The 24,626-nt window shown below is 43.5% G+C and carries 23 protein-coding genes; 12 read left to right on the top strand and 11 right to left on the bottom strand.

The window, feature by feature from the left end:
- Window positions 1–34: 34 nt before the first annotated feature.
- Window positions 35–349 (top strand): DUF3467 domain-containing protein, encoded by a 315-nt coding sequence (locus QEP08_RS13535; protein WP_285058762.1) that lies wholly within the window; start codon window positions 35–37, stop codon window positions 347–349.
- Here the strand turns inward: QEP08_RS13535 and miaA are convergent.
- The 6 genes from miaA to QEP08_RS13505 are packed head-to-tail and all read right to left on the bottom strand — an operon-like array spanning window position 346 to window position 5,961.
- Window positions 346–1,254 carry a tRNA (adenosine(37)-N6)-dimethylallyltransferase MiaA gene (gene miaA / locus QEP08_RS13530; RefSeq protein WP_285058760.1) on the bottom strand — a complete coding sequence of 303 codons (909 nt, stop codon included), beginning with the start codon at window positions 1,252–1,254 and terminating at the stop codon, window positions 346–348. The two genes, QEP08_RS13535 and miaA, sit on opposite strands and share 4 nt — an antisense overlap.
- 9 nt (window positions 1,255–1,263) lie before the next feature.
- Window positions 1,264–1,926: an IS1096 element passenger TnpR family protein gene (locus QEP08_RS13525; RefSeq protein WP_285058757.1), complete on the bottom strand. Its 663-nt coding sequence runs from the start codon at window positions 1,924–1,926 to the stop codon at window positions 1,264–1,266.
- 57 nt (window positions 1,927–1,983) lie between these two features.
- Window positions 1,984–3,390, bottom strand: coding sequence for a CCA tRNA nucleotidyltransferase (locus QEP08_RS13520; RefSeq protein ID WP_285058755.1), 1,407 nt, complete (start codon window positions 3,388–3,390; stop codon window positions 1,984–1,986).
- A gap of 26 nt (window positions 3,391–3,416) precedes the next feature.
- Entirely contained in the window at window positions 3,417–3,983 is a 567-nt protein-coding gene (locus QEP08_RS13515) for an L-threonylcarbamoyladenylate synthase (RefSeq protein WP_285058753.1), read from the bottom strand.
- A gap of 23 nt (window positions 3,984–4,006) precedes the next feature.
- Window positions 4,007–5,137, bottom strand: a complete 1,131-nt coding sequence (locus tag QEP08_RS13510; protein ID WP_285058752.1) for a glycosyltransferase family 4 protein — start codon at window positions 5,135–5,137, stop codon at window positions 4,007–4,009.
- Between the two features lie 5 nt (window positions 5,138–5,142).
- Window positions 5,143–5,961, bottom strand: coding sequence for a 2,3,4,5-tetrahydropyridine-2,6-dicarboxylate N-succinyltransferase (locus QEP08_RS13505; protein WP_285058750.1), 819 nt, complete (start codon window positions 5,959–5,961; stop codon window positions 5,143–5,145).
- A 137-nt stretch (window positions 5,962–6,098) separates the two neighbouring features.
- Here QEP08_RS13505 and QEP08_RS13500 point away from each other — a divergent pair, with 137 nt between their 5' ends.
- Window positions 6,099–6,500 (top strand): RNA-binding S4 domain-containing protein, encoded by a 402-nt coding sequence (locus QEP08_RS13500; RefSeq protein ID WP_285058749.1) that lies wholly within the window; start codon window positions 6,099–6,101, stop codon window positions 6,498–6,500.
- Here QEP08_RS13500 and QEP08_RS13495 read toward each other — a convergent pair.
- Together QEP08_RS13495 and QEP08_RS13490 are read right to left on the bottom strand one after the other, a co-directional pair.
- Window positions 6,497–7,219, bottom strand: coding sequence for an EcsC family protein (locus tag QEP08_RS13495; RefSeq protein WP_285058748.1), 723 nt, complete (start codon window positions 7,217–7,219; stop codon window positions 6,497–6,499). The two genes, QEP08_RS13500 and QEP08_RS13495, sit on opposite strands and share 4 nt — an antisense overlap.
- Before the next feature lie 170 nt (window positions 7,220–7,389).
- Window positions 7,390–7,974 carry an OmpH/Skp family outer membrane protein gene (locus QEP08_RS13490; protein WP_285058747.1) on the bottom strand — a complete coding sequence of 195 codons (585 nt, stop codon included), beginning with the start codon at window positions 7,972–7,974 and terminating at the stop codon, window positions 7,390–7,392.
- Between the two features lie 223 nt (window positions 7,975–8,197).
- Between QEP08_RS13490 and gyrB the strand changes: the two genes are divergently transcribed.
- The 3 genes from gyrB to QEP08_RS13475 all read left to right on the top strand — a co-directional run bounded on the left by gyrB (window position 8,198) and on the right by QEP08_RS13475 (window position 13,275).
- Entirely contained in the window at window positions 8,198–10,156 is a 1,959-nt protein-coding gene (gene gyrB / locus QEP08_RS13485; RefSeq protein WP_285058746.1) for a DNA topoisomerase (ATP-hydrolyzing) subunit B, read from the top strand.
- Between the two features lie 114 nt (window positions 10,157–10,270).
- Window positions 10,271–11,686 carry an alkaline phosphatase PhoX gene (locus QEP08_RS13480; protein ID WP_285058745.1) on the top strand — a complete coding sequence of 472 codons (1,416 nt, stop codon included), beginning with the start codon at window positions 10,271–10,273 and terminating at the stop codon, window positions 11,684–11,686.
- Window positions 11,686–13,275 (top strand): glycoside hydrolase, encoded by a 1,590-nt coding sequence (locus QEP08_RS13475; RefSeq protein WP_285058744.1) that lies wholly within the window; start codon window positions 11,686–11,688, stop codon window positions 13,273–13,275. The genes QEP08_RS13480 and QEP08_RS13475 overlap by 1 nt, the downstream gene beginning before the upstream one ends.
- A 5-nt stretch (window positions 13,276–13,280) precedes the next feature.
- On the opposite strand, the gene QEP08_RS13470 is transcribed toward QEP08_RS13475, so the two are convergent.
- Genes QEP08_RS13470 through QEP08_RS13460 form a run of 3 tightly spaced genes read right to left on the bottom strand, consistent with a single transcriptional unit; the run spans window position 13,281 to window position 16,155 of the window.
- Window positions 13,281–13,874, bottom strand: a complete 594-nt coding sequence (locus QEP08_RS13470) for a class I SAM-dependent methyltransferase (RefSeq protein WP_285058742.1) — start codon at window positions 13,872–13,874, stop codon at window positions 13,281–13,283.
- 5 nt (window positions 13,875–13,879) lie between these two features.
- Window positions 13,880–14,461, bottom strand: coding sequence for a methyltransferase domain-containing protein (locus tag QEP08_RS13465; protein ID WP_285058741.1), 582 nt, complete (start codon window positions 14,459–14,461; stop codon window positions 13,880–13,882).
- Window positions 14,458–16,155 (bottom strand): SulP family inorganic anion transporter, encoded by a 1,698-nt coding sequence (locus tag QEP08_RS13460; RefSeq protein ID WP_285058739.1) that lies wholly within the window; start codon window positions 16,153–16,155, stop codon window positions 14,458–14,460. Before QEP08_RS13460 ends, QEP08_RS13465 begins: the two co-directional genes overlap by 4 nt.
- Window positions 16,156–16,596: 441 nt before the next feature.
- Between QEP08_RS13460 and QEP08_RS13455 the strand changes: the two genes are divergently transcribed.
- The 7 genes from QEP08_RS13455 (at window position 16,597) to ccoG (ending at window position 24,626) form a co-directional block, all read left to right on the top strand.
- Complete coding sequence (locus QEP08_RS13455; protein WP_285058737.1) at window positions 16,597–17,304, top strand: Crp/Fnr family transcriptional regulator; 708 nt, start codon at window positions 16,597–16,599, stop codon at window positions 17,302–17,304.
- A gap of 185 nt (window positions 17,305–17,489) precedes the next feature.
- The gene (locus tag QEP08_RS13450) at window positions 17,490–19,886 is read left to right on the top strand and encodes a heavy metal translocating P-type ATPase (RefSeq protein ID WP_285058736.1); all 2,397 of its coding nucleotides are present in this window, start codon (window positions 17,490–17,492) and stop codon (window positions 19,884–19,886) included.
- Window positions 19,883–20,065, top strand: a complete 183-nt coding sequence (gene ccoS, locus QEP08_RS13445; RefSeq protein WP_285058734.1) for a cbb3-type cytochrome oxidase assembly protein CcoS — start codon at window positions 19,883–19,885, stop codon at window positions 20,063–20,065. Before QEP08_RS13450 ends, ccoS begins: the two co-directional genes overlap by 4 nt.
- A 72-nt stretch (window positions 20,066–20,137) precedes the next feature.
- The gene (gene ccoN, locus QEP08_RS13440) at window positions 20,138–22,249 is read left to right on the top strand and encodes a cytochrome-c oxidase, cbb3-type subunit I (protein ID WP_285058732.1); all 2,112 of its coding nucleotides are present in this window, start codon (window positions 20,138–20,140) and stop codon (window positions 22,247–22,249) included.
- Window positions 22,250–22,267: 18 nt separating this feature from the next.
- Entirely contained in the window at window positions 22,268–22,435 is a 168-nt protein-coding gene (locus tag QEP08_RS13435; protein WP_285058730.1) for a hypothetical protein, read from the top strand.
- Complete coding sequence (locus QEP08_RS13430; protein ID WP_285058728.1) at window positions 22,432–23,226, top strand: cbb3-type cytochrome c oxidase N-terminal domain-containing protein; 795 nt, start codon at window positions 22,432–22,434, stop codon at window positions 23,224–23,226. Before QEP08_RS13435 ends, QEP08_RS13430 begins: the two co-directional genes overlap by 4 nt.
- 2 nt (window positions 23,227–23,228) lie before the next feature.
- A complete protein-coding gene (gene ccoG / locus QEP08_RS13425) occupies window positions 23,229–24,626 on the top strand; it encodes a cytochrome c oxidase accessory protein CcoG (protein WP_285058725.1) in 1,398 nt (465 codons plus the stop codon).

Below are 24,626 nucleotides of genomic sequence, written 5' to 3'. Positions count from 1 at the left end.
TCTGATTACCCGCATTAACCATTAGTTTTGTCTTATGGAAGAACAAAATAACGACAACCAACTCAACATAGAACTTTCCGAAGAAATAGCGGAGGGTATATTTTCTAACCTTGCGATCATTACCCATTCCAATACTGAGTTTGTACTGGACTTTATCAGGGTGATGCCCGGTGTGCCAAAAGCAAGGGTAAAATCCAGGATCATCCTGACCCCTGAGCATGCCAAAAGATTACTTGGTGCTATGCAGGACAATATTGAAAAATACGAAGCAATAAACGGAAGAATAAAGACGCATGAAGAACCTCCGGGCTTTCCAATGAACTTTGGCGGCCCGCCGGCACAGGCTTAATTCAAATTCCCTTTAATGTAACTGATGATGGCATCTGTTTGATTGGGTTCAAACCATGTGGTGCCGTCATCTTTTCTAAACCAGGTCAGCTGGCGTTTGGCAAATCTGCGGGTATTTTGCTTGATCTTATCAACTGCTTCGGCTAAGGTGATCTTTCCGTCAAGATGATCAAATAGTTCAGAATAGCCTACAGTATTCAGGGCATTGTAGTGGCAGTATTGCTGCAGACCTTCCACTTCACCCAGCAATCCATTTTCCATCATTTGATCTACCCTGCGGTTGATGCGCTCGTAAAGCAGGGTGCGGTCCGTATTCAATCCTATCTTTAAGATCTTAAATGGGCGTTGTTTTTTGCTGTTGGTAAAAAATGACGACAATTTCCGGCCTGTAGATAAGAAGAATTCTAATCCCCTGATCATGCGCTGGGGGTTTGACTGATCTACCTGCTGATAGTATTCGGGGTCAAGTTCACTGAGCTGCTTTCTGATGAGGTCCAGACCTTCAGCTGCCATTAACTGATTGAGCTGCATCCTGATGTTCAGGTCGGTCCCCGGCATTTCATCAAGACCTTTGCATATGGCATCGATGTAGAGACCCGATCCACCAACCATGATCAGTACATCTTTTTTTATGAACAGTTCTCCGATCAGTCTGAGTGCCTGAACTTCAAAATCACCGGTACTAAATAAAGTTTGAATGCTATGGGAATTGATGAAGTGATGCGGCACTGCGGCGAGCTCTTCCGCAGAAGGTTTTGCGGTGCCTATTTCCATTTCACGAAAAAACTGCCTGGAGTCTGCGGAGATGATCTCTGTTGAAAATTGTTTTGCCAGTGTTATTGCCAAAGCAGTTTTTCCGATGGCAGTGGGGCCAACTATTACAATAAGCGTTTTATCAACTGCCATGACCAGGCATTAATAATCATCTTCCTTAAACTGTTCGTCTTCGAAATTTTCATTATCTGCAAACTCATCTGATGACTCGTCTGATTCCTGTTCCTGTTCATCGTGGTCATTATCTTTTACATCGGTATTGATTCCCCTGCCTCCCATGGCCTCAAGCTCTTCAGTGTCTTCAGGTACAAAATCCATTTCATTCAGGAAATCGAAATCAGAAGATACCGGGTTTGAAGACACAGCTGCAAATGCGCCCATGTTATTTTTATCGATGATCTTAGGTGCCTCTCCAGTACTTTTAACAAGGAATGGATATTCTATGTTCGGATCGGTTTCCAGAATGATCTTGATGAGCTCTACATGGAAATCAAAAGGACGGTCGAAATTATAGATATAATAAAACTTTTGATGTGGATCCTCAATGAAATTGCTCAGTTTGGAGTTCTCCATCAGGGCGACACCACGATCTGTTTTACGCTGGCTGGGCAAGTAGGCGATCTCATCTCCCTTGATCCAATTGTCAGTGCTCACATAGAATGAGGATGATTTCTCTGCTGAATATCCGGTAGAACGGTGAATTGCTTTATGGAGGTCTTCAAAAGTCTGGTTTGATTTGATATCAATTTCCCTTACTACTTCATCGAAATCTTCGAAACTTATTCTAAATCTGTAAATTGCCATCTGAGCTTATTTTCTAGCTATAAAATTAAAAAATAAAATATACTTTATATAATTGTATTAATGCGTTACCGGCGAAAGGCCTAATTCTTTGGCTTTTAGAAGCATAAATTGTAACGCATCATCGTATGTATTTGTTATATCACCTTCCAAAATCGCCTCACGGATCGCATTTTTGATGATCCCAACCTCTTTGCCCGCCCCCAGTCCGAATATTTTCATGATGTCATTCCCGGTAATAGGGGGCTGCCAGTTTCTGATCTTATCCCTTTCCTCAACATCTTTCAGCTTTTGTTTGACGAGTTCAAAATTGTTGCGGTACTTCTTTACTTTGTATTCATTCTTTGTGGTTACGTCGGCATTGCAAAGCAGCATCAGGCTCTCAATATCTTCACCAGCATCAAAAAGAAGCCTTCTTACGGCTGAATCCGTTACAACTTCCTGTGCCAGTACAATAGGACGAAGATGGAGCTGAACAAGTTTCTGAACATACTTCATTTTCTCATTGAGCGGAAGTTTGAGCTGGGCAAAGATTTGAGGAACCATCCGGGCACCTTTATCTTCGTGACCATGAAATGTCCACCCATGCCCTTCTTCAAAACGTTTTGTAGCAGGCTTGGCAATGTCGTGCAGAATTGCCGCCCAGCGAAGCCAAAGGTCGTTTGTGGTTTCACATATATTGTCCAGCACCTGTAGTGTGTGATAAAAATTGTCTTTATGTCCTTTTCCCTTGATGACCTCAACACCATACAGGTTGGCCATCTGAGGGAAAATAAGTTTCAAAAGACCAGTATCAAACAGGTAATTAAATCCCAGTGAAGGTTTTGGAGAAAGGATGATCTTATTGAGTTCATCAGTGATGCGCTCCTTCGATACAATAGCGATCCTGTTTTTTTGCTTGCTGATGGCTTTAAGGGCCGGTTCATCTATTTTGAAATTGAGCTGGGACGCAAAACGGATGGCCCGCATCATGCGAAGTGGATCATCAGAAAAAGTCAGTTCAGGGTCCAGCGGAGTTTTGATCAGCTGGTTGTAAAGATCTTCTACTCCGTTAAATGGATCTATCAGGGCGCCATAGTTGGCTTCATTTAAAGAAATGGCGAGGGCATTAATTGTAAAATCCCTTCTAAGCTGATCATCACTGATGGTGCCGTTTTCAACTATCGGTTTCCGTGAGTCTGAACGGTAAGACTCTTTTCTGGCACCTACAAATTCAATCTCCAGGTCCTGCAGCTTCAACATGGCAGTACCAAAGTTTTTAAAAACAGCCACTTTGGCCTTCAGCTGTGCGCCGGCCAGTTCAGCGAATTCAATGCCATTGCCCAGCACCACAATATCAATATCCTTGGAAGGTCTTTGCAGGAAAATATCACGTACATAGCCGCCAATCACGTATGCTTCGATGTTGTGCTTTTTTGCAATATTCGCAAGGGCTTTGAAAACAGGGTGTTGTAGATGTTTTTCCATTTGCTGAATTGCAAAAGTAGTAAAACTTACCTTCTAATAAAGGAAAATTGCCCTCCGGGCGCTAATTTCATAATGGTAGAGGGTTTTCTTTCAATGCGTAAGTCTTGTTCCAGGTCTACTACATAGTCTGCAGCTTCTTTTATCTCTGCGCTGATTTCATCAAAAAAACGCGGAGCAGGCTCACCGGATATATTGGCGGAAGTGGAAGTTAACGGCTTGCGGAACCTCTGAATAAGCTGCTGGCAGAAATCATGTTTTACAATCCTTACGCCAACACTGCCATCTTCATTGATCACGTTCTTTGCCAGGTTTCTAGCTCCGGGAAAAACAATAGTTAAAGGGTGCTCTGCGTATTCAATCAGATCATAGGCAACGTCAGGAATCTCAGTAACATAACTTTGGAGTTTAGCGTCCGAATCCAGCAGGACGATGAAGCTTTTGTCATTGCTACGCCCCTTAATCTCATTGATCTTTGATACAGCCGCTTCATTTGTGGCATCGCAGCCAAGTCCCCAAACCGTATCTGTAGGATAAAGGATGACCCCTCCATTTTTTAAAACCTCAAGTGCTTTTTCAATTTCAGTTCTTAACATATTGATTCTTTAATGTGATCAGTTTACGATTTAGTATACGGAGCAACTGCCTTTGCATACACATCCATCATTTTTCGGCTCAGCAATTCCTGTTCAAAAATCCCGATATAGGAAAGTCCACTGCTTTTCATTTGCTTTGCAAGGCCAGGATCATGCAGGACACGGTCTACTGCATTTGCAAAACCAATATGATCCATTGGATCAACATAAATGCTATCAGGCCCGCCTGCTTCTTCCAGACAGGAACCCTTGGCGGCGATTGCGGGTACGCCTGAATACAGCGCTTCTATTACAGGAATTCCGAATCCCTCATATTCAGATGGATAGATGAAAATATCTGCCATCTGGTAAATTGAAGGAAGCTCATCAAAAGCAACGTCACGAAGAAATGCCACGCGGGAGTTCAGGCCAAGCCGGTCTATTTCCTTTTTAACAAGACCGGCATAAGAGGTAGCTTTACCGACTACGACCAGTTTATGGGTTTCACTGATATAAGGCAATGCCCTGATAAGGGTCAGGAGATTTTTCCGGGGCTCAATCGTACCCACATTGAGCAGATATTTTTCCGGCAACTGAAACTTCTGACGTACCATTGCCTTTTTTTCATCAGAAGCAGAAGCCCTGAAAATATCATCACAACTTTGATAGACCACATCAATTTTTTTCGGGTCAATGTCAAAAAAAGTGATGATGTCCTTTTTGGTGCATTCGCTGATTGCAACGATCCTGTCTGCCTGTTTACAGGCGTGTCTGCATTTTTGCTTATAGATAAACCGGTCGATGATCCCATAATATTGGGGGAACTTCAAAAAGATGAGGTCATGAATGGTCACCACGGCAGGGATGCCGGATAACCTTAAATTGAGGGGGATTTCATGACTTAGGCCATGGTACAGTTCAATCCGGTCATTAATCAGTTGTTTTCTGATCCCTATCGTCCGCCAGAACAGGCTGTTGCGGTCGGGCATTCTGACTGTAATGTTGCGCCCGGAAAAAAAGTTGCTGATCTGCGGTCTGTTTTTAATGCGTTGGGTATAAACGAAATATTGGTTTTGAGGGAAAAGACGTGCCAGGCCGGCGATCAGCGAGCGACTATAATTTCCCAGTCCGGTTAAATTATTTGCGGCTCTTTTTCCATCAAAACCAATCTTCATTATATTTATACTGCTACATTGTTTTCTCTTAGTGCATCATTAAGAGAAGTCTTTTTGTCTGTAGATTCTTTACGTTTCCCGATAATCAAAGCACATGGAACATGATATTCACCAGCAGGGAACTTTTTAGCATAGCTTCCTGGAATTACAACTGAACGTGCCGGAACCAGCCCTTTGTATTCAACGGGAGTTGGACCGGTTACGTCAATGATCTTTGTAGAGGCTGTCAATACTACATTTGCACCCAACACCGCTTCTTTTTCTACACGGACACCCTCAACCACAATGGCTCTTGATCCCAGAAAACAATTGTCTTCAATAATGACTGGAGCGGCCTGAATAGGCTCCAGCACGCCGCCAATACCTACACCACCGCTCAAGTGTACATGCTTACCGATTTGGGCGCAGGAACCAACCGTGGCCCATGTATCAACCATAGTGCCCTCGTCCACATAAGCGCCTATGTTTACATAAGAAGGCATCATAATCACCCCTTTTGATAAATAGGCACCATAGCGGGCACTTGCTCCCGGAACAACCCGGACACCCAGTTCCTTATAATTGGTTTTCAGTTTCATTTTGTCATGAAACACAAAAGGGCCAACCTCCGTAACTTTCATATCTCTGATCGGAAAATAAAGGATCACAGCTTTTTTAATCCATTCATTTACACCCCATGAATTGAGTATAGGCTCAGCTACACGTATTTCGCCTTTGTCGAGCTGCATGATTACGGTCTCGATGGCTTCACAATGTTCATTATAGTCTAATAAAGTTCTGTCGTCCCAAGCGGCTTCTACTAACTTTTTTAATTCTGCTATCATGTTATCAAATAATTTTTGACAAAATAAATCAATTTTATGTTACCGGGCGGTGTTTTCGGCAGATAATTATTCTTTTTTTGCCTGAAGACAACCCGAATTGAAAATTAATGCGGGTTCTTCCGTATTTTTGTTTTTTTATGAATGAACAGGAAAAGCTACGGATCGATAAATACTTATGGGCCATCAGGTTATTTAAAACCAGGAGCCTGGCTACAGAGGCCTGCAAGGCAGGTCGCGTCAAACTGAAGGGTCAGAACATCAAGGCATCGGCTATCGTTAAGCCCGGTGATGTTTATCAGGTTTCAAAAGGGATAGAAAAAAAAGTGATAGAGGTAGTAGAGCTGCTTTACAACAGGGTGGAATCTAAAATAGCGGTCACCAAATACAAAGACATCACTCCTGTAGAAGAAACGCATGCCTTTAAATCCATGTTTCATGCCCCATCCCTAAAAAGGGACCGTGGTACAGGACGGCCAACCAAAAAAGACAGGCGGGAGACCGATGACCTGATCGGCGGGATGTTTGAGAAAGAGGATTAGTTTTTTTCCAGTATACGCATCCTGTACGCCTGCATGGCAGTTTTCCCCAATTTTTTGATCAGCTGATAATTGGCCACGGCGCCGACTGCTGCGCCGACAACGGGAAGCATCTGAGCGAGTTTGGCAATGTCTATATAGTCACGGTATTCCTGCTGAAAACTAAGCCAGTCGAAATGTTCAGCGTCATCGGGCAGCAAAAGCGATTGGTTTTTCCAGTTTTCCAGCTTATGAAATACTTTGGCACCACCTTCCTGACTGGAAAAAGCAAGCTGAAAGATATGCAGGATATACAAACGTTCACGAAAATCTTTAACATCAAATCCGTAGAGCGAAGCAATCTCAAAGAGCAGTTTCATTTTAATGCCGATCAGGAGGGGGAAATCAGCCAGGCTCATTAAAAAGCCACCGGCCCCGGTTATGCCACCTTCAGCAGCCCCGGTCTTACCATAGCTTTCTATCTTTTCCTTTACCAGTGCTTCGCGGTGGATCAGGCTCATTTCCGGAGGTGGTATAGCAGAAGTGGTATAAGTGGAGCCGTACAGCACGGTCTGTACCATTGTCTTGATGGCAGCGGTAATGGCGCTGTGCACCTTGTCAGGAATATAGCTGTTGATCTTCTTCTGGACCTTGCTGGTCAGCTTGTCTACCATGGAAGGTTTTTCCAGAATGTCCCTTTTCCAGAATTCGAGTTCAATCATTACTTTTTCCGTGTAGCCCATGCTTGTATGTGTTTATGTTTTAAACGTTACCAGTGCATTAGACGTTACCAGTGCCGGACATGTTACCGTGCAGCCGGTCATTCCTGCAAGGGATTTGCAAATGCAGAATAAATACGTTAAATAAAAAAGGCCGGAAATCAATTCCGGCCTACACTTAAAATTAAAAAGAATCATTTTTTAATCGCCTCATTCAGGCCAACAATAACTTCGCTTGTCACATCCAGGCTTTCATCAGCAAATAAGATCGCGCTGTTTCCTTTAGAATAAGTAAGGACCATTTTATAGCCTTTCTTTTTAGAATATTCTTTCAGGTAATCTGCGATTTTATCGTAAAGCTTTACGTTTTCCGAATTTTGCTCATTTTGAAGCGCTGCACTGGCATTTTGCTGATAAGCCTGCAGTTCCTGCTGTTTACGGGCCAGTCTTTCTTCAGTGGCAGCTCTCTGGTCTGCAGGAAGTGTGTTCTGCTGTGCCTGGTACTGGGCTACTTCACGCTGAAATGCCTGACCTTTTGAAGCCATGTCTTTTTGCGCGGCATTTGCTTTTGTTTCCATTTTTGTCTTCAGGTCCTTGAAGTACTGGTACTTATTCAATAATGAATCCGAATTTACATAAACGATCTTCTCTTCATTGCTCACCGTCGCAGTGCCTGTTTTTGGAGCCGTAGTAGTTTTCTCTTTGTCCTGGCAAGATGCCATTACAGAAACTATCGCTACCGCAGCAGCTAAACTGCCTAATTTTGTTGTTGTTTTCATCGTCTATTGATATTGATCCTGTTTTTATTTTTGCTTTTTATAATGCAGAAAAGAGGTATAAATCAGCACTCTTTGCCACAAATATAAAATTTCAAATTTAGTATCCTAAACAACTGTATTTTTTCGGATACTTTTAGCCTGTTTTAGGTCAAATAGTTATCCACATTTGCCTTTAATTGGGCGCAATTGGTTATTTTTGAATCTTATTGTTTTAACTAAAAATATGAGCGAAGAAAAGGATCCAAAGTCAAATTATTCGGCAGATAATATACAGGTATTAGAAGGTTTGGAAGCGGTGCGCAAGCGCCCTTCGATGTATATAGGTGATACCGGAATCAAAGGTTTGCACCATCTCGTATACGAGGTGGTGGACAACTCTATTGATGAGGCGCTGGCAGGGCATGCCGACACTATATATGTCAATATTCTTAAAGACAACTCGATCAGGGTTGAAGATAACGGAAGGGGTATTCCGACCGGAATCAACACAAAGGAACAGAAATCAGCATTAGAAATTGTAATGACTGTGCTGCACGCAGGCGGTAAGTTTGACAAGGATACCTATAAAGTTTCCGGTGGTCTGCACGGTGTCGGGGTAAGTTGCGTGAACGCGCTGTCCACACATTTAAAAGCAGAGGTTCACCGTGATGGTGAGATCTGGGCACAGGAATACAATATTGGTAAACCCTTGTATGACGTTAAAAAGATCGGTGAAACCGATAAAAGGGGAACTATTGTGACGTTCACACCAGATCCTACCATCTTCACGCAAACCACTGAGTATCGTTACGATACTTTGGCCTCAAGGCTCAGGGAGCTTTCCTTCCTGAATAAGGGTATTAAATTGACGCTAACAGATGAACGTGAAGTCGTTGAAGACGGCTCATATCTGACTGAGGTATTCCATTCGCAGGGCGGATTAAAAGAATTTGTTCAGTTCCTTGACGGTAATCGTCCATCTTTGATCGCAGAACCGATTTATGTGGAGGGGATAAAAAATGGAATTCCTGTTGAACTTGCCCTGCAATACAATGACAGTTATGCGGAAAATGTGCATTCCTATGTAAACAACATCAATACGCACGAAGGCGGAACACACATTGCAGGTTTCAGAAGAGGTCTGACCAGAACACTTAAAGCATATGCCGACAAATCGGGTCTGCTGAAAAACGTGAAATTCGAGATTACAGGTGATGACTTCAGAGAAGGGCTTACCGCTGTAATCTCTGTGAAAGTCCAGGAACCACAGTTTGAAGGCCAGACCAAGACCAAGTTGGGGAATACCGAAGTGATGGGCGCAGTCGATGTTGCTGTTGGGGAAGCTTTGAACAACTATCTGGAAGAAAATCCAAGAGAGGCAAGGACCATTGTCAATAAAGTAATCCTGGCTGCGACTGCCCGTTCCGCTGCGCGTAAAGCACGGGAAATGGTGCAGCGCAAGAGTGTAATGGGTGGCTCAGGTCTTCCGGGCAAACTAGCCGATTGTTCAGACAGCGATCCGGAAAAATGTGAGCTGTATCTGGTGGAGGGAGACTCCGCCGGTGGTACGGCTAAACAAGGCCGTGACCGTAATTTTCAGGCTATTCTTCCGTTAAAAGGTAAGATCCTGAACGTAGAGAAAGCGATGGAACATAAGATCTATGAAAATGATGAGATCAAGAACATGTTTACCGCACTGGGGGTAAGTATTGGCACGCCAGAGGACGACAAGGCATTAAACCTGGGTAAGCTCAGGTACCATAAGATCGTGATCATGACGGATGCTGATATCGACGGCTCTCACATCACCACGCTGATCCTTACGTTTTTCTTCAGGTATATGAAAGCATTGATCGAGGCCGGTTATGTTTATATCGCAGCACCGCCGCTGTATCAGGTAAAGAAAGGTAAAGAATTTGAATATTGCTGGAATGATGCACAGCGTGATGCTGCGGTACAGCGCCTGAAAGGTGCCGGTAAAGAAGAAAGCGTACACATCCAAAGGTATAAGGGTCTTGGAGAGATGAACGCGGAGCAGCTTTGGGATACCACATTAAACCCGGCCACCCGCACACTGATGCAGGCAACTATTGAAAATGCGGCAGAGTGTGACCATACCTTCTCTATGCTGATGGGTGATGATGTTGCCCCGCGCAGGGACTTTATAGAAAGAAACGCAAAATATGCGAAGATAGATGCCTAATAGCCGGTAGCGCCGTCCATTATAATTGAAAGCACCTCCTCTGAGGTGCTTTTTTATTGACCTTTTATCGAAATTAATACTAACTTAATATCAGATAGCTAGTTTTATATCCATATGGACAATTCAAGAAGAAATTTTATCAGAAATACCAGCCTTGTAAGCTTAGGCTTTATCGGGTTGAATAATTATGCGGCAAATGCAGCAATGGACCTGTTTGCTGGCATGGAGCCAGGAGTTGGTTTCGGCCCGCTTTTTTATAAGGAGGGCGATGCGCTTAGTCTTCCTAAAGGGTTTACGGCCAGGATCATTTCTAATAAAGGAGATCTGATGAATGATGGCTTGTTAATGCCCGGCATGTATGATGGAATGGGCTCTTTTTCGCATGCCGGAAAAACCATATTGATCAGGAACCATGAAAATAGTCCCGGCGCAGACCTGCTTGGTCCTTTTGGAAAAGACAATGAGTTGCTCCATAAGATCAATAAAGACAAGATCTATGATTTTGGTAAAGGTGAGGATACCTGCGTAGGCGGTACAACCACTTTGGTCTATAACGAAAAAACACAAAAAGTAGAGTCACAATATCTGAGCCTAATCGGAACGGTCAGAAACTGTGCCGGAGGCATTACGCCCTGGAAGTCATGGATCACCTGCGAGGAAAGCAGTCTGAAGACCGGTAAGGAAGGAAGCAGTCTGGAGAAAGATCATGGTTTTAACTTCGAAGTACCAGCAACAGACAAGATCGGTATCGCTGATCCCCATCCAATAAAGGCAATGGGCAGGTTTACGCATGAAGCGGTTACTGTTCAGCCCAAAACAGGGATCGTCTATCAAACTGAAGACGAAGGAGACAGCCTTTTTTACAGGTACCTTCCAAATGCTTATGGTAAACTGCAAAATGGGGGGAAACTGCAATGCCTTGCCATCAAGGAATGGGAAAGCGCAGATACCCGCAACTATGAAACGCTAACCACTGAGCGCTTCCCCGACAAGAAATCCTTTGAAGTTAAATGGATAGACCTGGATGACGTTGAAGCGCCTGACAGCGACTTGAGATTAAGGGGGTTTAAATTGGGTGCTGCCAGATTTTCCAGAGGTGAAGGAATCTGGTATGGTAAGAACGAATTGTTTTTTGCCTGTACAGATGGCGGTAAAAACAGGAAGGGACAAATTTTTAAATATATACCAAGCAAGTTTGAAGGACAGCCCGGCGAGAACGATGAACCCGGCCTGCTGGAATTGTTTTTGGAACCTAATGATATTGAAACTTTCCAGAATTGTGACAACCTTACCATTTCACCATGGGGTGACGTGATCATCTGTGAGGATAAGAAAGATCCGAGGATTATAGGAATCACGCCGCAGGGAAAAACTTATGTCATTGCGAAAAATATCGGATACCGCAACTCAGAATTTGCGGGTCCTGTATTTTCTCCTTCAGGAAATACACTTTTTATAAATATCCAGTCTCCCGGGCTGACCCTTGCGATTACCGGCCCCTGGAAAAATATAAAAAACAGTAAGATCTGATGCGCAAAAATATAAGCGTGATTTGCTTGTTTGTCCTGTGCATGGGCAATGTCCTGCTGACAAACGGCGCATCATTGAAAGATACCATTATTACAATCCACATCTATCCGGATAGAAAAGCACAGACTATAGACAATTTTGGTTCTTCAGGCTGCTGGTTCTCTGAAGGTATCGGTAAATACTGGCCCGCTGAAAAAAAGGAAAAGATCGCCAGTCTGCTTTTCAGCAGAAAATTTGACAGCAAAGGGCAGCCTGAAGGGATTGGTCTTTCTGCCTGGAGATTTAACATTGGCGCCGGTACATTGGAGCAGGGCGATAGCAGTGGTATTAAGGATTTTAGAAAAAGGTCCGATTCTTTTCTGAACCCTGACGGGACGTATGACTGGACCAAACAGACAGGTCACCGTTTCTTTTTACAAAAAGCAAAAGACCATGGTGTCGAAACACTGATCGCTTTTTCAAATTCACCACCGGTACAATTCACCAAAAATGGTCTTGGTTTTAAGACTGAAAAAGATTACAGGTCAAATCTTCGTGAAGATTCTTATGAGGCATATGCCGGTTTTTTGGCTGCTGTGATCAAACATTTTGATCAGGAGGGTCTGTGTTTTGCTTATATAAGTCCCGTAAATGAACCGCAGTGGGACTGGTCGCGCAAGTATAAAGAAGCAGATCAGGAAGGAAGTCCCTGGACAAATGAAGAGATCTACAAAGTCACAAAAGCCTTAAATACCGCTTTGGCAGAAGGCCGGCTGAAAAGCAAGATACTGGTGACAGAAGCGGGCAAGCTGACTTACCTCTATGGCGACCAGGGTGCAGCATCCAAACAGATCCAGACCTTCTTTGATCCGAAAAGTCCAATGTATATCGGCGATCTGAAGCATGTGCCAAAGCTGATAGCCGGGCATAGTTATTTTACAGAAGCTAATGATAGGGTGTTGCTGGATACCAGAAAACAGCTTGCCGATGCCGTAAAATCTTATGGGCTGAACTATTGGCAATCTGAATATTCTATGCTTGGGGATGGCTTTAGAGAAGGGTCAAAGGACCGCAGGAGCAGTATGGATTGTGCCCTGTTTCTATCTAAAGTGATCCATACCGACCTCACCATTGGAAATGCTGCGGCCTGGCAATTTTGGAATGCCTATGAACCCGGATCTGATGCGTTTAATACCAGGTATTATCTGATTGCACTTCAGCCTGATGCGGATTTTAAGAACGGGACATTCAGCGTTACTAAAAATTTGTGGGCATTGGGGCATTACAGCCGGTTCATCAGACCGGGAATGACCCGGCTACTGACCGGAAACACCATGAGCAGCAGCAAAGCTGAAGAAAAGAATTTAATGGTCTCTGCTTACATGGACAAGGATAATAAAATGGTAGTAGTGGGTACAAACTACGGAACCAGGGATGTGAAGGTCAGGCTCGATATCGGCAACGCAAAGAAGAGGTACGGCCTGGCAACCAGATACCTGACTACGGCTGCAGATGACATGAATATGAAACCGGAAATGCTAAAGGAATATACGCAGCTCATTTCCCTCCCTGCACGTTCCATTTCTACGATTGTGATTGACTCCTTATAAGCATATCACCTCTTCATCCACATTTTTAAAGCCCAGTGCTTGGAACCGTCTATGAGGGTGTAGCTTGAAGGAACCTGTTCTTTGGCTCCATGATAAGTGACGAGTTTCGTTCCCGATGGTTTCCGGTCAAGTTTATCAAATAAAAATGTAGTGTAATAGTCATAGAGATCGGCGGTGATTTCTATGTTCTTGTCAATGCTGTTTTCCGGATGTAGATTTTCATAGAATGAATTGAAGAAATAGAAATGATCATAGTTGTCGAAGTCCAGATCCGTTAAATTTCCGTGAATAAATTCTACATTCGACAAGCCAATCTTGTTTTTTGCCAGCTTGGCAAACAAAAATAAATCCTGGCGCTGCTCTATCCCGTGGAAACAGCTTTGGGGATTATAAAAGCCGGCCGTAATGCAGAACTTTCCAACGCCACTTCCAATATCAAGAATTTTAGTATTCGGTTCAGACAGGAAATCAGCAGCCATCTGCGCAATATTTAAAGGTGTCCAGTGCAACTGGGACAAATTCTTGATATTCCTGGGATACAAATCGTCAAAAACCAAATCCTCCTCAAAACGGAATAAATCTGTAAACTGTTCCTTCATAACCTTCAGGATTCTTTAATCCACATCTTCAACAATTTACCATAGGCAGTACCAACAAGCTTATAATTTGGTGGGATTTCCTGTTCCAAACTTTGAAAGGTAACCAGTTTGGTTCCTGCGCATTTCTGCTGAAGGGCCACAAAAAGATATTGAATGTAGTATCGGTAAAGATCCATCGAAATTTCAATAGTGTCGTCAATAGCGTTCTGTACATCAATATTTTCAAAAAAAGAATTGTAGTAATAAAAGTGGTCAAACTCCTTAAAATTAACTTCGGTAATATTGGCATGGGTAAACCGGGCATTGCTGATCTGTGTTTTTTGCTGTATTTTTTCTGCCTGATGAACTAGCTCCTGCCTTTGTTCCACACCGCAGAAGAGAATATCAGAATGGTGATAAGCTGCCGCAAGACAAAATTTGCCAGCCCCGCTTCCAATATCTAAAATCCTGACTTGGGGCGCGGCCAAAAAATCAGCTGCTTTAATTGCAACATTCAAAGGTGTCCAATGTTTCATGGACAGCTGCCGGATATGTTCCGGATACAAAGCATCGAAATTATTATCAGAGTTAAAGGCAGTGTTTTTCATTTTTTTATAACTTTTGGTGAACCAGGGTTTTGTATGTCATTAATATCAGTTGGTTGTTCCAAAATCTCTTGGGTTCGTGCCAGTGCCTTTTCATAAGTGGGGGTAACATTTCTTTTCCCGATCTGAAAAAGTAACCGGGCCTTCTTTAGTTCAGTTATTACCTGTAAGCTGTTTGCCTCCGCAAGAATCAGCCTGGCACCTTTGCGCTTTATTTCCTCATTTACCTCTCTAAGTACCCGGATACCTGTGGCATCAATAATGGGTACATTTCTCATCCTGACGATCAATATCCGGGCGGGACCCTCTATTACTTTCATCGCATCCTTAAACTTATAGGCCACGCCGAAGAATAAAGGCCCGTTAATTTCAAAAACTTCAACACCATCTGGAAGAGCTTTCAGGTCCCGGATTTCATCAGACAACTGATCAGGGGAAAATACCGCTTGTTTTATGGAACTGGTCTGCATCATGTTGCGTGTAAACATAAAGGCCGCCAGTATCATCCCTATTTCGATCGCAACTGTCAGATCTACCAGTACTGTCAGGATAAAAGTAGTGACTAAAACAGCGGCATCACTTTTTGATCCTTTCACCACGTTCATAAAATGACCGATTTCACTCATATTCCAGGCGACGATTACTAATATCCCGGCCAGCGTCGCCATAGGAATCAGTGCGGCCCACTTGCCTGCAAAAAACATGATAATCAATAGGGTAGCAGTATGGACGATCCCGGCAATTGGCGTCCGTCCGCCGCTTTTGACATTAGTAGCTGTTCTTGCGATAGCTCCTGTTGCGGGAATTCCTCCAAAAACGGAAGAACAGATATTGGCAAGACCCTGGGCTATCAATTCTGTATTGGAACGGTGATTTCCGCCGATCATTCCATCAGCCACCACTGCGGATAAAAGTGATTCTATACTACCCAGCAGTGCAATCGTTATTGCCGGCCTGATCAATTGCTGGAGTGTTTCCAGGCTAACTCCGGGGATTATCGGATGGGGCAATGTCGAGGGGATAGCCCCAAAGCGGCTCCCTATAGTTTCTACGGGAATCTTAAAAAAATGAACAACAAGTGTTGTCACAATGATGGCTACCAGCGATCCCGGTACTTTACGGACGACCTTAGGCCACAGCAAAACGATCATCAAAGTAAAAACTCCGATTCCTGCTGCGTAAATATTTACAGAAGATCTGTATTGTATATAGACGAGCCACTTACTGATAAATCCGGATGGAATATTTCCCATTTCCAGACCAAAAAAATCCTTCACTTCGGATGAAAATATGATCACAGCGATTCCCGTTGTGAAACCGATGATCAGCGGATAAGGGATGTACTTGATGGTATTGCCCAATTTTGTAAGCCCCATCACAACAAGTAATATCCCTGCAATAAATGTGGTGATGATCAGGCCATGTATGCCATACTGTTGAACAATGCCGTAGACCACCACTATAAAAGCTCCTGTGGGCCCTCCTATTTGCACGCGGCTGCCTCCCAAAGCTGATATCACAAATCCCGCGATTATTGCCGTAAGAATCCCCTTTTCGGGAGACACACCGGAGGCAATGGCAAACGCAATGGCCAGGGGTAACGCAACTATTCCTACAATCACCCCGGCAGTTACGTCTTTAAAAAACTGGTCCTTATGGTAATTTTTTAAGGTGTCTAAGATTTTAGGCCTGAACATAGCTGTATTTTTTCAGTTAAGATTCCCAACGGTAATAATTATCCACTAACCTGTAACTGACCGGAATTGCTTGCAGGGAGTCTGACAAGTTACCGGGAGGGTTCCTGCAGGTCTTTTGTCCGGCATATGAAACAGGAGAGTCTTCAGTGTATAATCTATTGAGCTTGTCGTGTGAATATTTTCAAAGGAATTATAAGAATGGTTAAAATCAGGATCATTATAGAAGAACAGTGATTTTGAAGCATCACTGGAAATGCGGTAAATTGGTTTACCAGCTCGCAGTTTGTGAAATAACTCTTTTATAAACATATCCTTTCGTTCGCTGTAAATATATGTACTGAGGTCCTGTGTTTTTCAGGTATGAGATCAGTGTTAAAACTGATATATATCAACTATTCGGGGATGATATATATCAGGATGAATTAATCTTATATTTGCAAGATGAGCTTGTCAGGAATTTTCCCGATTGATAAATGGAATTTTACTACCCAGTCCATTCTCAATGTGCTTTCTGAAGATGATTTTGATTTCCTGATTTCAAGACAGGGTGAGCAGAAGTATGCGAAAGGAGATATTATTTTCAGAGAGGGTGTGGTCCCAACAGGCATATTTTATATCCATCAGGGAAAGGTAAAAAAATACAAAGTAGACAGGTCTGGCAAAGAACAGATTATCTATATAGCTGACAAGGGGGAGCTGATCGGGTATCATGCCATCTTATCTGAAGAACGTTATCCTGACTCAGCCGCCGCACTGGAGACGAGTTCAATTACTTTTATCCCAAAAGAGGATTTTTTAACCATTTTGCATAAATCACCATTGTTTACACAGCGTTTATTGAAAGCTCTTAGCCATGAGTACACGGTGTTGGCCAATAATATTTCTGTATTTGCGAACCGCTCAGCAGTGGAGCGCTTAGCGATTGCACTGATCGTCATCCGGGAAAAATTTAAATCAGGGTCTAAAGATGGTGAAAGGGTGATCATTGACATTTCCAGGAGTGACCTGGCAAATATGGCCGGGCTGGCTAAAGAAAATGTAATCCGATTATTGAAGGAACTTAAGCAGGAGGGTATCATTGGAACCGAGGGCCGTAAGATATGGGTGCAGAATATTGAAAAACTGGTGCTGCGTTCAAATTTCAAATGACCATACATAAGTAAACATTCTAAATATACAGTTAAACAGAATCAGGCTCATGTAAGATGTAATCTCCGGGGTAAGCTCAGTACACCCGGTAACAGATCAATCTTGATCTTAATCACTTTTTTCCGGGAGCGGTATCATTTCTCTATCGGTCGCAGTTGACCAATTTTGAAAAATATTAATCAAGTATGCCAGCTGAAAAAACATTTATTATAACCGACCACTGTTTCCATTGCGGTGAGGATATCAAAGCCGATGACTATAAATTAAATGACATGAAGTTTTGCTGTTTGGGTTGTAAAACCGTTTATGGTATATTATCCAAACACAATCTGCAGAATTATTATACCTACAACAAAGTACCGGGCCGAACACAGCAAAATTCAAAAACCAACCTGGATTACCTGAATGTAAAAGAGATTGCTGCAAAACTGGTAGATTATCAGGATGGGAATATTTCCATAATTACGCTATATATTCCTGCGATCCACTGTAGCTCCTGTATTTGGCTGCTGGAGCACCTTTACCAGCTACAGCCGGCTATCGTAAAATCCAGGATTGACTTTTTAAAAAAGCAGGTAACGATAACTTTCAACAATCAGGAAGCTTCGTTAAAAGAAGTTGCTGAGGTGCTCGTCTCCATTGGTTATGAGCCATTGATCAGCCAGCAGGATGTGGTTAAAGAAAAACAAAAGAACAACACGGAAAGAAAATTGATTACAAAAATCGCCGTAGCCGGATTCTGTTTTGGAAATGTAATGCTGCTAAGTTTCCCGGAATATTTTGGACTGGGCTATTTTGACAAAGAATTCAAGGACTTCTTTGGCTGGCTGAATTTGGCATTTTCTATTCCAATAATACTCTACAGCGGAGCCGGCTATTTTTCTTCGGCCTGGAATAACCTCAAGGCGAAAAGACTGAACCTTGACTTCCCGCTGGCGCTGGGCATAGCGGTCATGTTTATACGAACGGCCTATGAGATCGTCCTGCGTACAGGAGCAGGATTTGCAGATACTCTCTGCGGACTCGTATTTTTTCTGCTGATCGGCAAATGGATGCAGCAAAGAACATTCCAGCACATCTCCTTCGAAAGGGATTACCGCTCGTATTTTCCTGTGGCCGTAACTACTTTAAAAAATGGATCAGAAATATCGGTTCCGCTTTCGGAGCTGACAACCGGTGACCGCATCATAGTTCGCAGTATGGAAATTATTCCTGCTGATGCGATACTGTTAAAAGGTGAGGCATTGATAGACTTTAGTTTCGTAACGGGAGAATCCCGGCCTTTAAAAAAGGTTCTGGGAGAAGTAATCTATGCGGGCGGAAGGCAACTTTCAGGAGTGCTGGAGCTGGAAGTCATAAAGCCGGTCTCTCAAAGTTATCTTACCCAGCTTTGGAACAATGAAGCTTTTGTTAAACCAAAAACTGGCATCAAAACTTTCAGCGATACTGCCAGCAAATATTTTAGCATTGCCTTGCTCATCCTTGCATTTGGTGCTGCTGTATTCTGGATGTTTTCAGATCCACCCAAAGCTTTAGCATCGTTTACAGCGGTGTTGATCATTGCATGTCCATGCGCGCTTGCTCTGAGTTCTCCCTTTACGCTGGCGGCTGTGATCAGCATATTTGATAAGAACGGTTTTTACCTGAAGAACAATGCAGTCATTGAAGAGATGGCCCGTACGGATACATTCGTGTTTGATAAAACAGGGACTATTACCAATCCTGATGCTGCAGGGATGACCTTTATAGGGTATATAACAGATGAGCAAAGACAGCTGGTCAGCGATCTGACGAGAAATTCCAGCCATCCGCTTAGCAGGGAATTAACAAAATACCTGAAGAGACCAGCACTCTGGCCGACCGATAATTATGCTGAAAAAATTGGAAGAGGGATCAGTGGCAAGATCAATGGAAATGATGTAAAATTGGGAAGTTCTACATTCCTTGATCTGCCACTGAACAACTCTCCTGAAAAAACAGCGACCCATGTGATGATCAACGGTCAATATTTAGGGCATTTCATTATCAGACAGCATTGGAGAAAAGGCCTGGGCACTGTTTTTCAGAAATTAGGCAAAAAATATGTCCTGCACCTGTTGTCAGGCGACCAGCCGCATGACAAGTACGATCTGATTACGTTTTTTAACAGCGGAGATAAAATGCTTTTTGAACAGTCGCCACAGCAAAAACTGGATTACGTGAAAAATTTGCAAAACTCAGGCCGGAAGACTGTGATGTTTGGAGATGGATTAAACGATTCCGGTGCATTGAAACAAAGTAATCTGGGTATCGCCGTAACTGACAATATCAATAATTTTACTCCTGGCTGTGATGCCGTTCTCGACGGAAGATCCTTTGAGAAGATACCTCAATTCATACGGCAGGCAAAGGATGCGGTCAAAGTGATCCATATGTCATTTGCCGTTTCTTTAGCTTACAACACAGCAGGTTTGTTCTTTGCCGTTCAGGGAGTTTTATCGCCACTTATTGCGGCAGTTCTCATGCCCCTGAGCACAGTGACAATAATCGTATTTACAACAACTGCGGTAAGGTGCTATGCACGTAAAAACAAATTATTATGAATATGATCTTCATTTTGATCGGATGCAGCGTTGTGCTGGCTATGGTCTTTCTGGCAGCTTTCTTTTGGGCCGTAAGATCCGGACAGCATGACGATACCTATACACCTTCGGTAAGAATTCTCTTTGATGATGAGCTGCTCGATCCGGAACCTGAAAAAGGTGACCAGGATCACTTTTAGCAGGAACACTCGTCACTCATCAAGCTTCGTGAGCTCAGTACTTTTATCCCTGTAAACCATACCGATATTTTTATGACTGAAAAATTTTACTACGACAATAAGATCGTCAGAAACTTTGCCATAGCAACCATTGTTTGGGGGATAATAGGCATGACAGTGGGTCTGCTCGTTGCATTGCAGCTTTTTAAACCTGCAATGAACATGGGATCCCAGTATACGACATTTGGACGGATCCGCCCCTTGCACACCAATGCTGTCATCTTTGCTTTTGTCGGAAATGCCATTTTCATGGGGGTTTACTACTCCCTGCAGCGGCTGCTTAAGGCAAGAATGTATAGCGACATCCTTAGCAAGATTCATTTCTGGGGCTGGCAGGCGATTATTGTTTCGGCGGTGATCACCTTGCCACTTGGGCTTACTACCTCACATGAATATGCAGAACTGGAATGGCCGATTGACATTGCCATTACCCTGATTTGGGTGGTGTTCGGAGTCAATATGTTTGGAACGATCATTAAACGCCGTGAACAGCACATGTATGTGGCCATTTGGTTTTATATCGCCACTTTCGTCACGGTCGCTGTTCTGCATATCGTCAACTCATTTGAACTGCCGATTTCAGCATTTAAAAGTTATTATTTATATGCCGGCGTCCAGGATGCGTTAGTGCAATGGTGGTATGGTCATAATGCTGTAGCTTTTTTTCTAACCACGCCTTATCTGGGAATGATGTATTATTTTCTTCCCAAAATGGCAAACAGGCCGGTCTATTCCTATAAATTAAGTATCCTTCATTTCTGGTCCCTTATTTTTATTTATATCTGGGCCGGTCCGCACCATCTTTTGTATACTTCGCTGCCCTCATGGGCTCAATCGCTCGGGGTTGCTTTTTCAGTCATGCTTATCGCGCCAAGCTGGGGCGGTATGATCAATGGGCTGCTTACACTTCGTGGCGCATGGGACAAAGTCAGAGAGGACCCTACTTTGAAATTTATGGTCGTCGGACTGACCGCCTATGGTATGGCAACTTTTGAGGGCCCGATGCTGGCCTTAAAACAAATTAATGCCATAGCACACTATACAGACTGGATCGTTGCGCATGTTCACGTAGGAGCACTCGGCTGGAACGGCTTCCTGACCTTTGCCATTCTTTACTGGCTTATTCCCAGAATTTACAGGACAGAACTGTATTCAAAAAAATTGGCCGGCTTCCATTTTTGGATCGGAACACTGGGCATTATATTTTACGCAGTGCCGATGTACTTTGCCGGTTTCACTCAGGGAATGATGTGGAAAGATTTCACAGAAGAAGGGATGCTCCGCTATCCTAACTTTCTGGAAACGGTGATCCAGATCATCCCGATGTACATGCTTCGCTCAGCTGGTGGCGTGTTGTATCTCGCAGGAGTATTGGTCATGACCTACAACCTGATCAAAACAGTGAACCGGGGCAAGCTTCTGGCCAACGAACCCGCTGAAGCACTGGCCCTGGAACCGGGCTATCAGCCTGTCGGGTCGGATAAAAAGGTTCACCGGATGCTCGAACGCAAGCCGTTCATATTTATGGTGCTATCACTCGTCGTAATCCTTATAGGTGGCATGGTGGAAATGATGCCCACTTTTACCATCAAATCAAATATCCCTACAATCAGTAGTGTGAAACCGTATTCTGCTTTGGAACTACAGGGGCGTGATCTGTACATCAGGGAAGGATGTGTCAACTGCCATTCTCAGATGGTACGTCCATTCCGCTCTGAAACTGAACGTTACGGGGAATACAGCAAGGCCGGTGAGTTTGTTTATGACCATCCGCATTTATGGGGCTCCAAACGGACTGGCCCAGATCTGGCCAGAGAAGGAGCCAAATACTCTAATGCCTGGCATTTCAATCACTTAATGGACCCAGAGACCATGTCGCCTGGAAGCATCATGCCTCCTTACGAATGGCTGATCAGCCAAAAGCTCGACACCACAACCACAGCATCTAAGATTAATGCCATGCGCAGCTTGGGAGTGCCGTATGAAGCGGGGTATGAAAAGCAGGCAAATGCTGATCTCCAAAAGCAGGCCAGGACGATAGCAGCCGACCTGGAGGCTAACAGGGTTAAGGTAAAAAGCGACAAAGAGATCATCGCCATCATCGCCTATCTGCAAAGATTAGGAACCGACATTAAAGCAAAGTAATACTTAAAAATATAAAAGATGTTTAAGCAATTTTTAAATGAGGTAAATGGCAGCCAGGTATACCTGATCACCTCCCTTGCCATTTTTATGATCTTTTTCGTGATAGTAACCGTGTTGCTGTTCATGATGAAGAAGGATCAGATCAAATACATGAGTGAATTACCCCTAACAGAAGACCGGCTATGACAGACATATTTATAGGCGTTTTGCTGATCGCAGTTATTGTGGTATTAGCAGTTTCCCTGCTGATTTTGAAAGTGATCAGGATTTATGTGCAGGAGTCAATGTATCCGCGCCCTTTTGCAACCGCAGAAGAAAAGGAAGCAGCCCGGCTGGCAGCAGAAAGAGCCGAAGCTGAAAAACCCAAAAAACCTGCTCTCTGGACCAAATTGATGGGTTTGAAGCCGATCTCCGAGGAGAAAGACCTGGTCATGGAACACACTTTCGATGGGATAGCAGAACTGGATAACCCCACACCGGCCTGGTTTATGGTCCTGTTTTACGGAACAGTCATCTTTGCGATGGTATACCTGTTAAGCTATCATGTATTTGGTATTGGAATGCTGCAGGATGAAGAATATGCAGTAGAGCTTAAACAAGCTGATGAAGCCAAAACTGCCATGCTCCTGAAACCCGGCAATGCATCAGCAAAGGTTAACGAAAACAATGTAACACTATCGAAAGAACCGGCAGTGCTGCAGTCTGGCGCGGCAATATTTAAAGGTGCCTGCACACCTTGTCATGGTGAACATGCAGAAGGTTTGGTTGGCCCCAATCTCACAGACGAGTACTGGCTTCATGGAGGTACTATAAGTGACATCTTCAAGACCATTAAATATGGAGTTCCTGAAAAAGGAATGATAGCATGGGAAAAAACATTGAGACCAAAACAGATTTCTGAACTGTCAAACTACATTTTGTCACTGCAGGGAACTAAACCTGCCGGCGCAAAAGCGCCGCAGGGTAACAAATTATAAAAATGTCACAGACACCAGCACATTTCAGGGACCAGCTTTCAACACTTACTGACGACGGCGGCAAGCGCAAATGGATCTATCCCAGGATCATAAAAGGCAAACTTTACAAATACCGTTCTATCTTAAGCTATTTTCTGCTTTTATTGCTGTTTTCAGCTCCTTTTATAAAATTAAAGGGCGAACAGCTCGTCCTGTTCAATGTACTGGAAAGAAAATTTGTTTTTTTTGGCTTGATCTTCTGGCCGCAGGACTTTTACCTTTTTGCATTGGCCCTGCTTATTTTTTTGGTATTCATTGTGCTTTTCACCGTGATTTTTGGCAGGGTGTTTTGCGGATGGATCTGTCCGCAGACCATATTTTTGGAAATGGTATTCCGCAAGATTGAGAATTGGATTGAGGGCGATCATCTTCACCAGAAGAAACTAGATGAAGGACCGCTGACTACTTCAAAATTCTTCAAAAAAACTTTAAAGCACAGCTTGTTTTTCCTGATTTCTTTTTTGATCGCCAACATCTTCCTGGCTTACATTATTGGTTCCGGGACACTGGTGCAGATCATTACGGAACCAGTAAGACAGCATGTGTCTGGCTTCATATCTATCTGGGTGTTTTCATTCGCGTTTTATATCGTGTTTTCCAGGGTCCGGGAACTCGTCTGCACGGTCATATGCCCTTACGGACGTTTGCAAGGTGTATTGCTGGACGATGAAAGTATTATCGTTGCTTATGACTACAAGCGTGGTGAACCGCGCAATAAGATCAGCAGAGAACTGGAAAACCAGCATGGAGATTGTATAGACTGTAAACTCTGTGTACACGTATGTCCCACGGGAATAGACATCAGAAATGGGACACAATTGGAATGTGTAAATTGTACCGCGTGCATCGATGCCTGCGACATGGTGATGACCAGGGTCAACAGACCATTGCGACTCATTGGTTTCAAATCAGAAAGTCAGATTAAAAACAATGCTCCATTTAGGATCAGCAGGAAAATGTACGGTTATTCTGCCGTATTGCTGATACTGTTGAGCCTGATGTCATTTTTGTTGATTCGTCGAACACCAATAGAAACTACTGTCTTGCGCGCAAGCGGCACTCTGTATCAGTTTCGGGACAAGGACCATACGGTAAGTAACCTCTATACTGCCGAACTTATAAATAAGAGCGGAAAAGATATCAGGTTTGAACTGACCGCAGATGACCGCAGGTTAAAAATCCAGTATGTCCAAAAATCAGCGGTGATCAGATATGGGGCAAGCACAAAGATTACCTTTTTTGTAGTCATGCCACAAGATGCTGTAAAACAGTATAAGACCAGGATCAGCTTTTCACTGATTTCTCAGAAAAAAATTGCAGGTAGATTTGAAACCACTTTTATTGCACCGCCAAATGATTAA

The organism is Pedobacter ginsengisoli (assembly GCF_030244015.1).
GTDB lineage: Bacteria > Bacteroidota > Bacteroidia > Sphingobacteriales > Sphingobacteriaceae > Pedobacter > Pedobacter ginsengisoli.
This window is presented reverse-complemented; position numbering and strand designations above follow the sequence as displayed.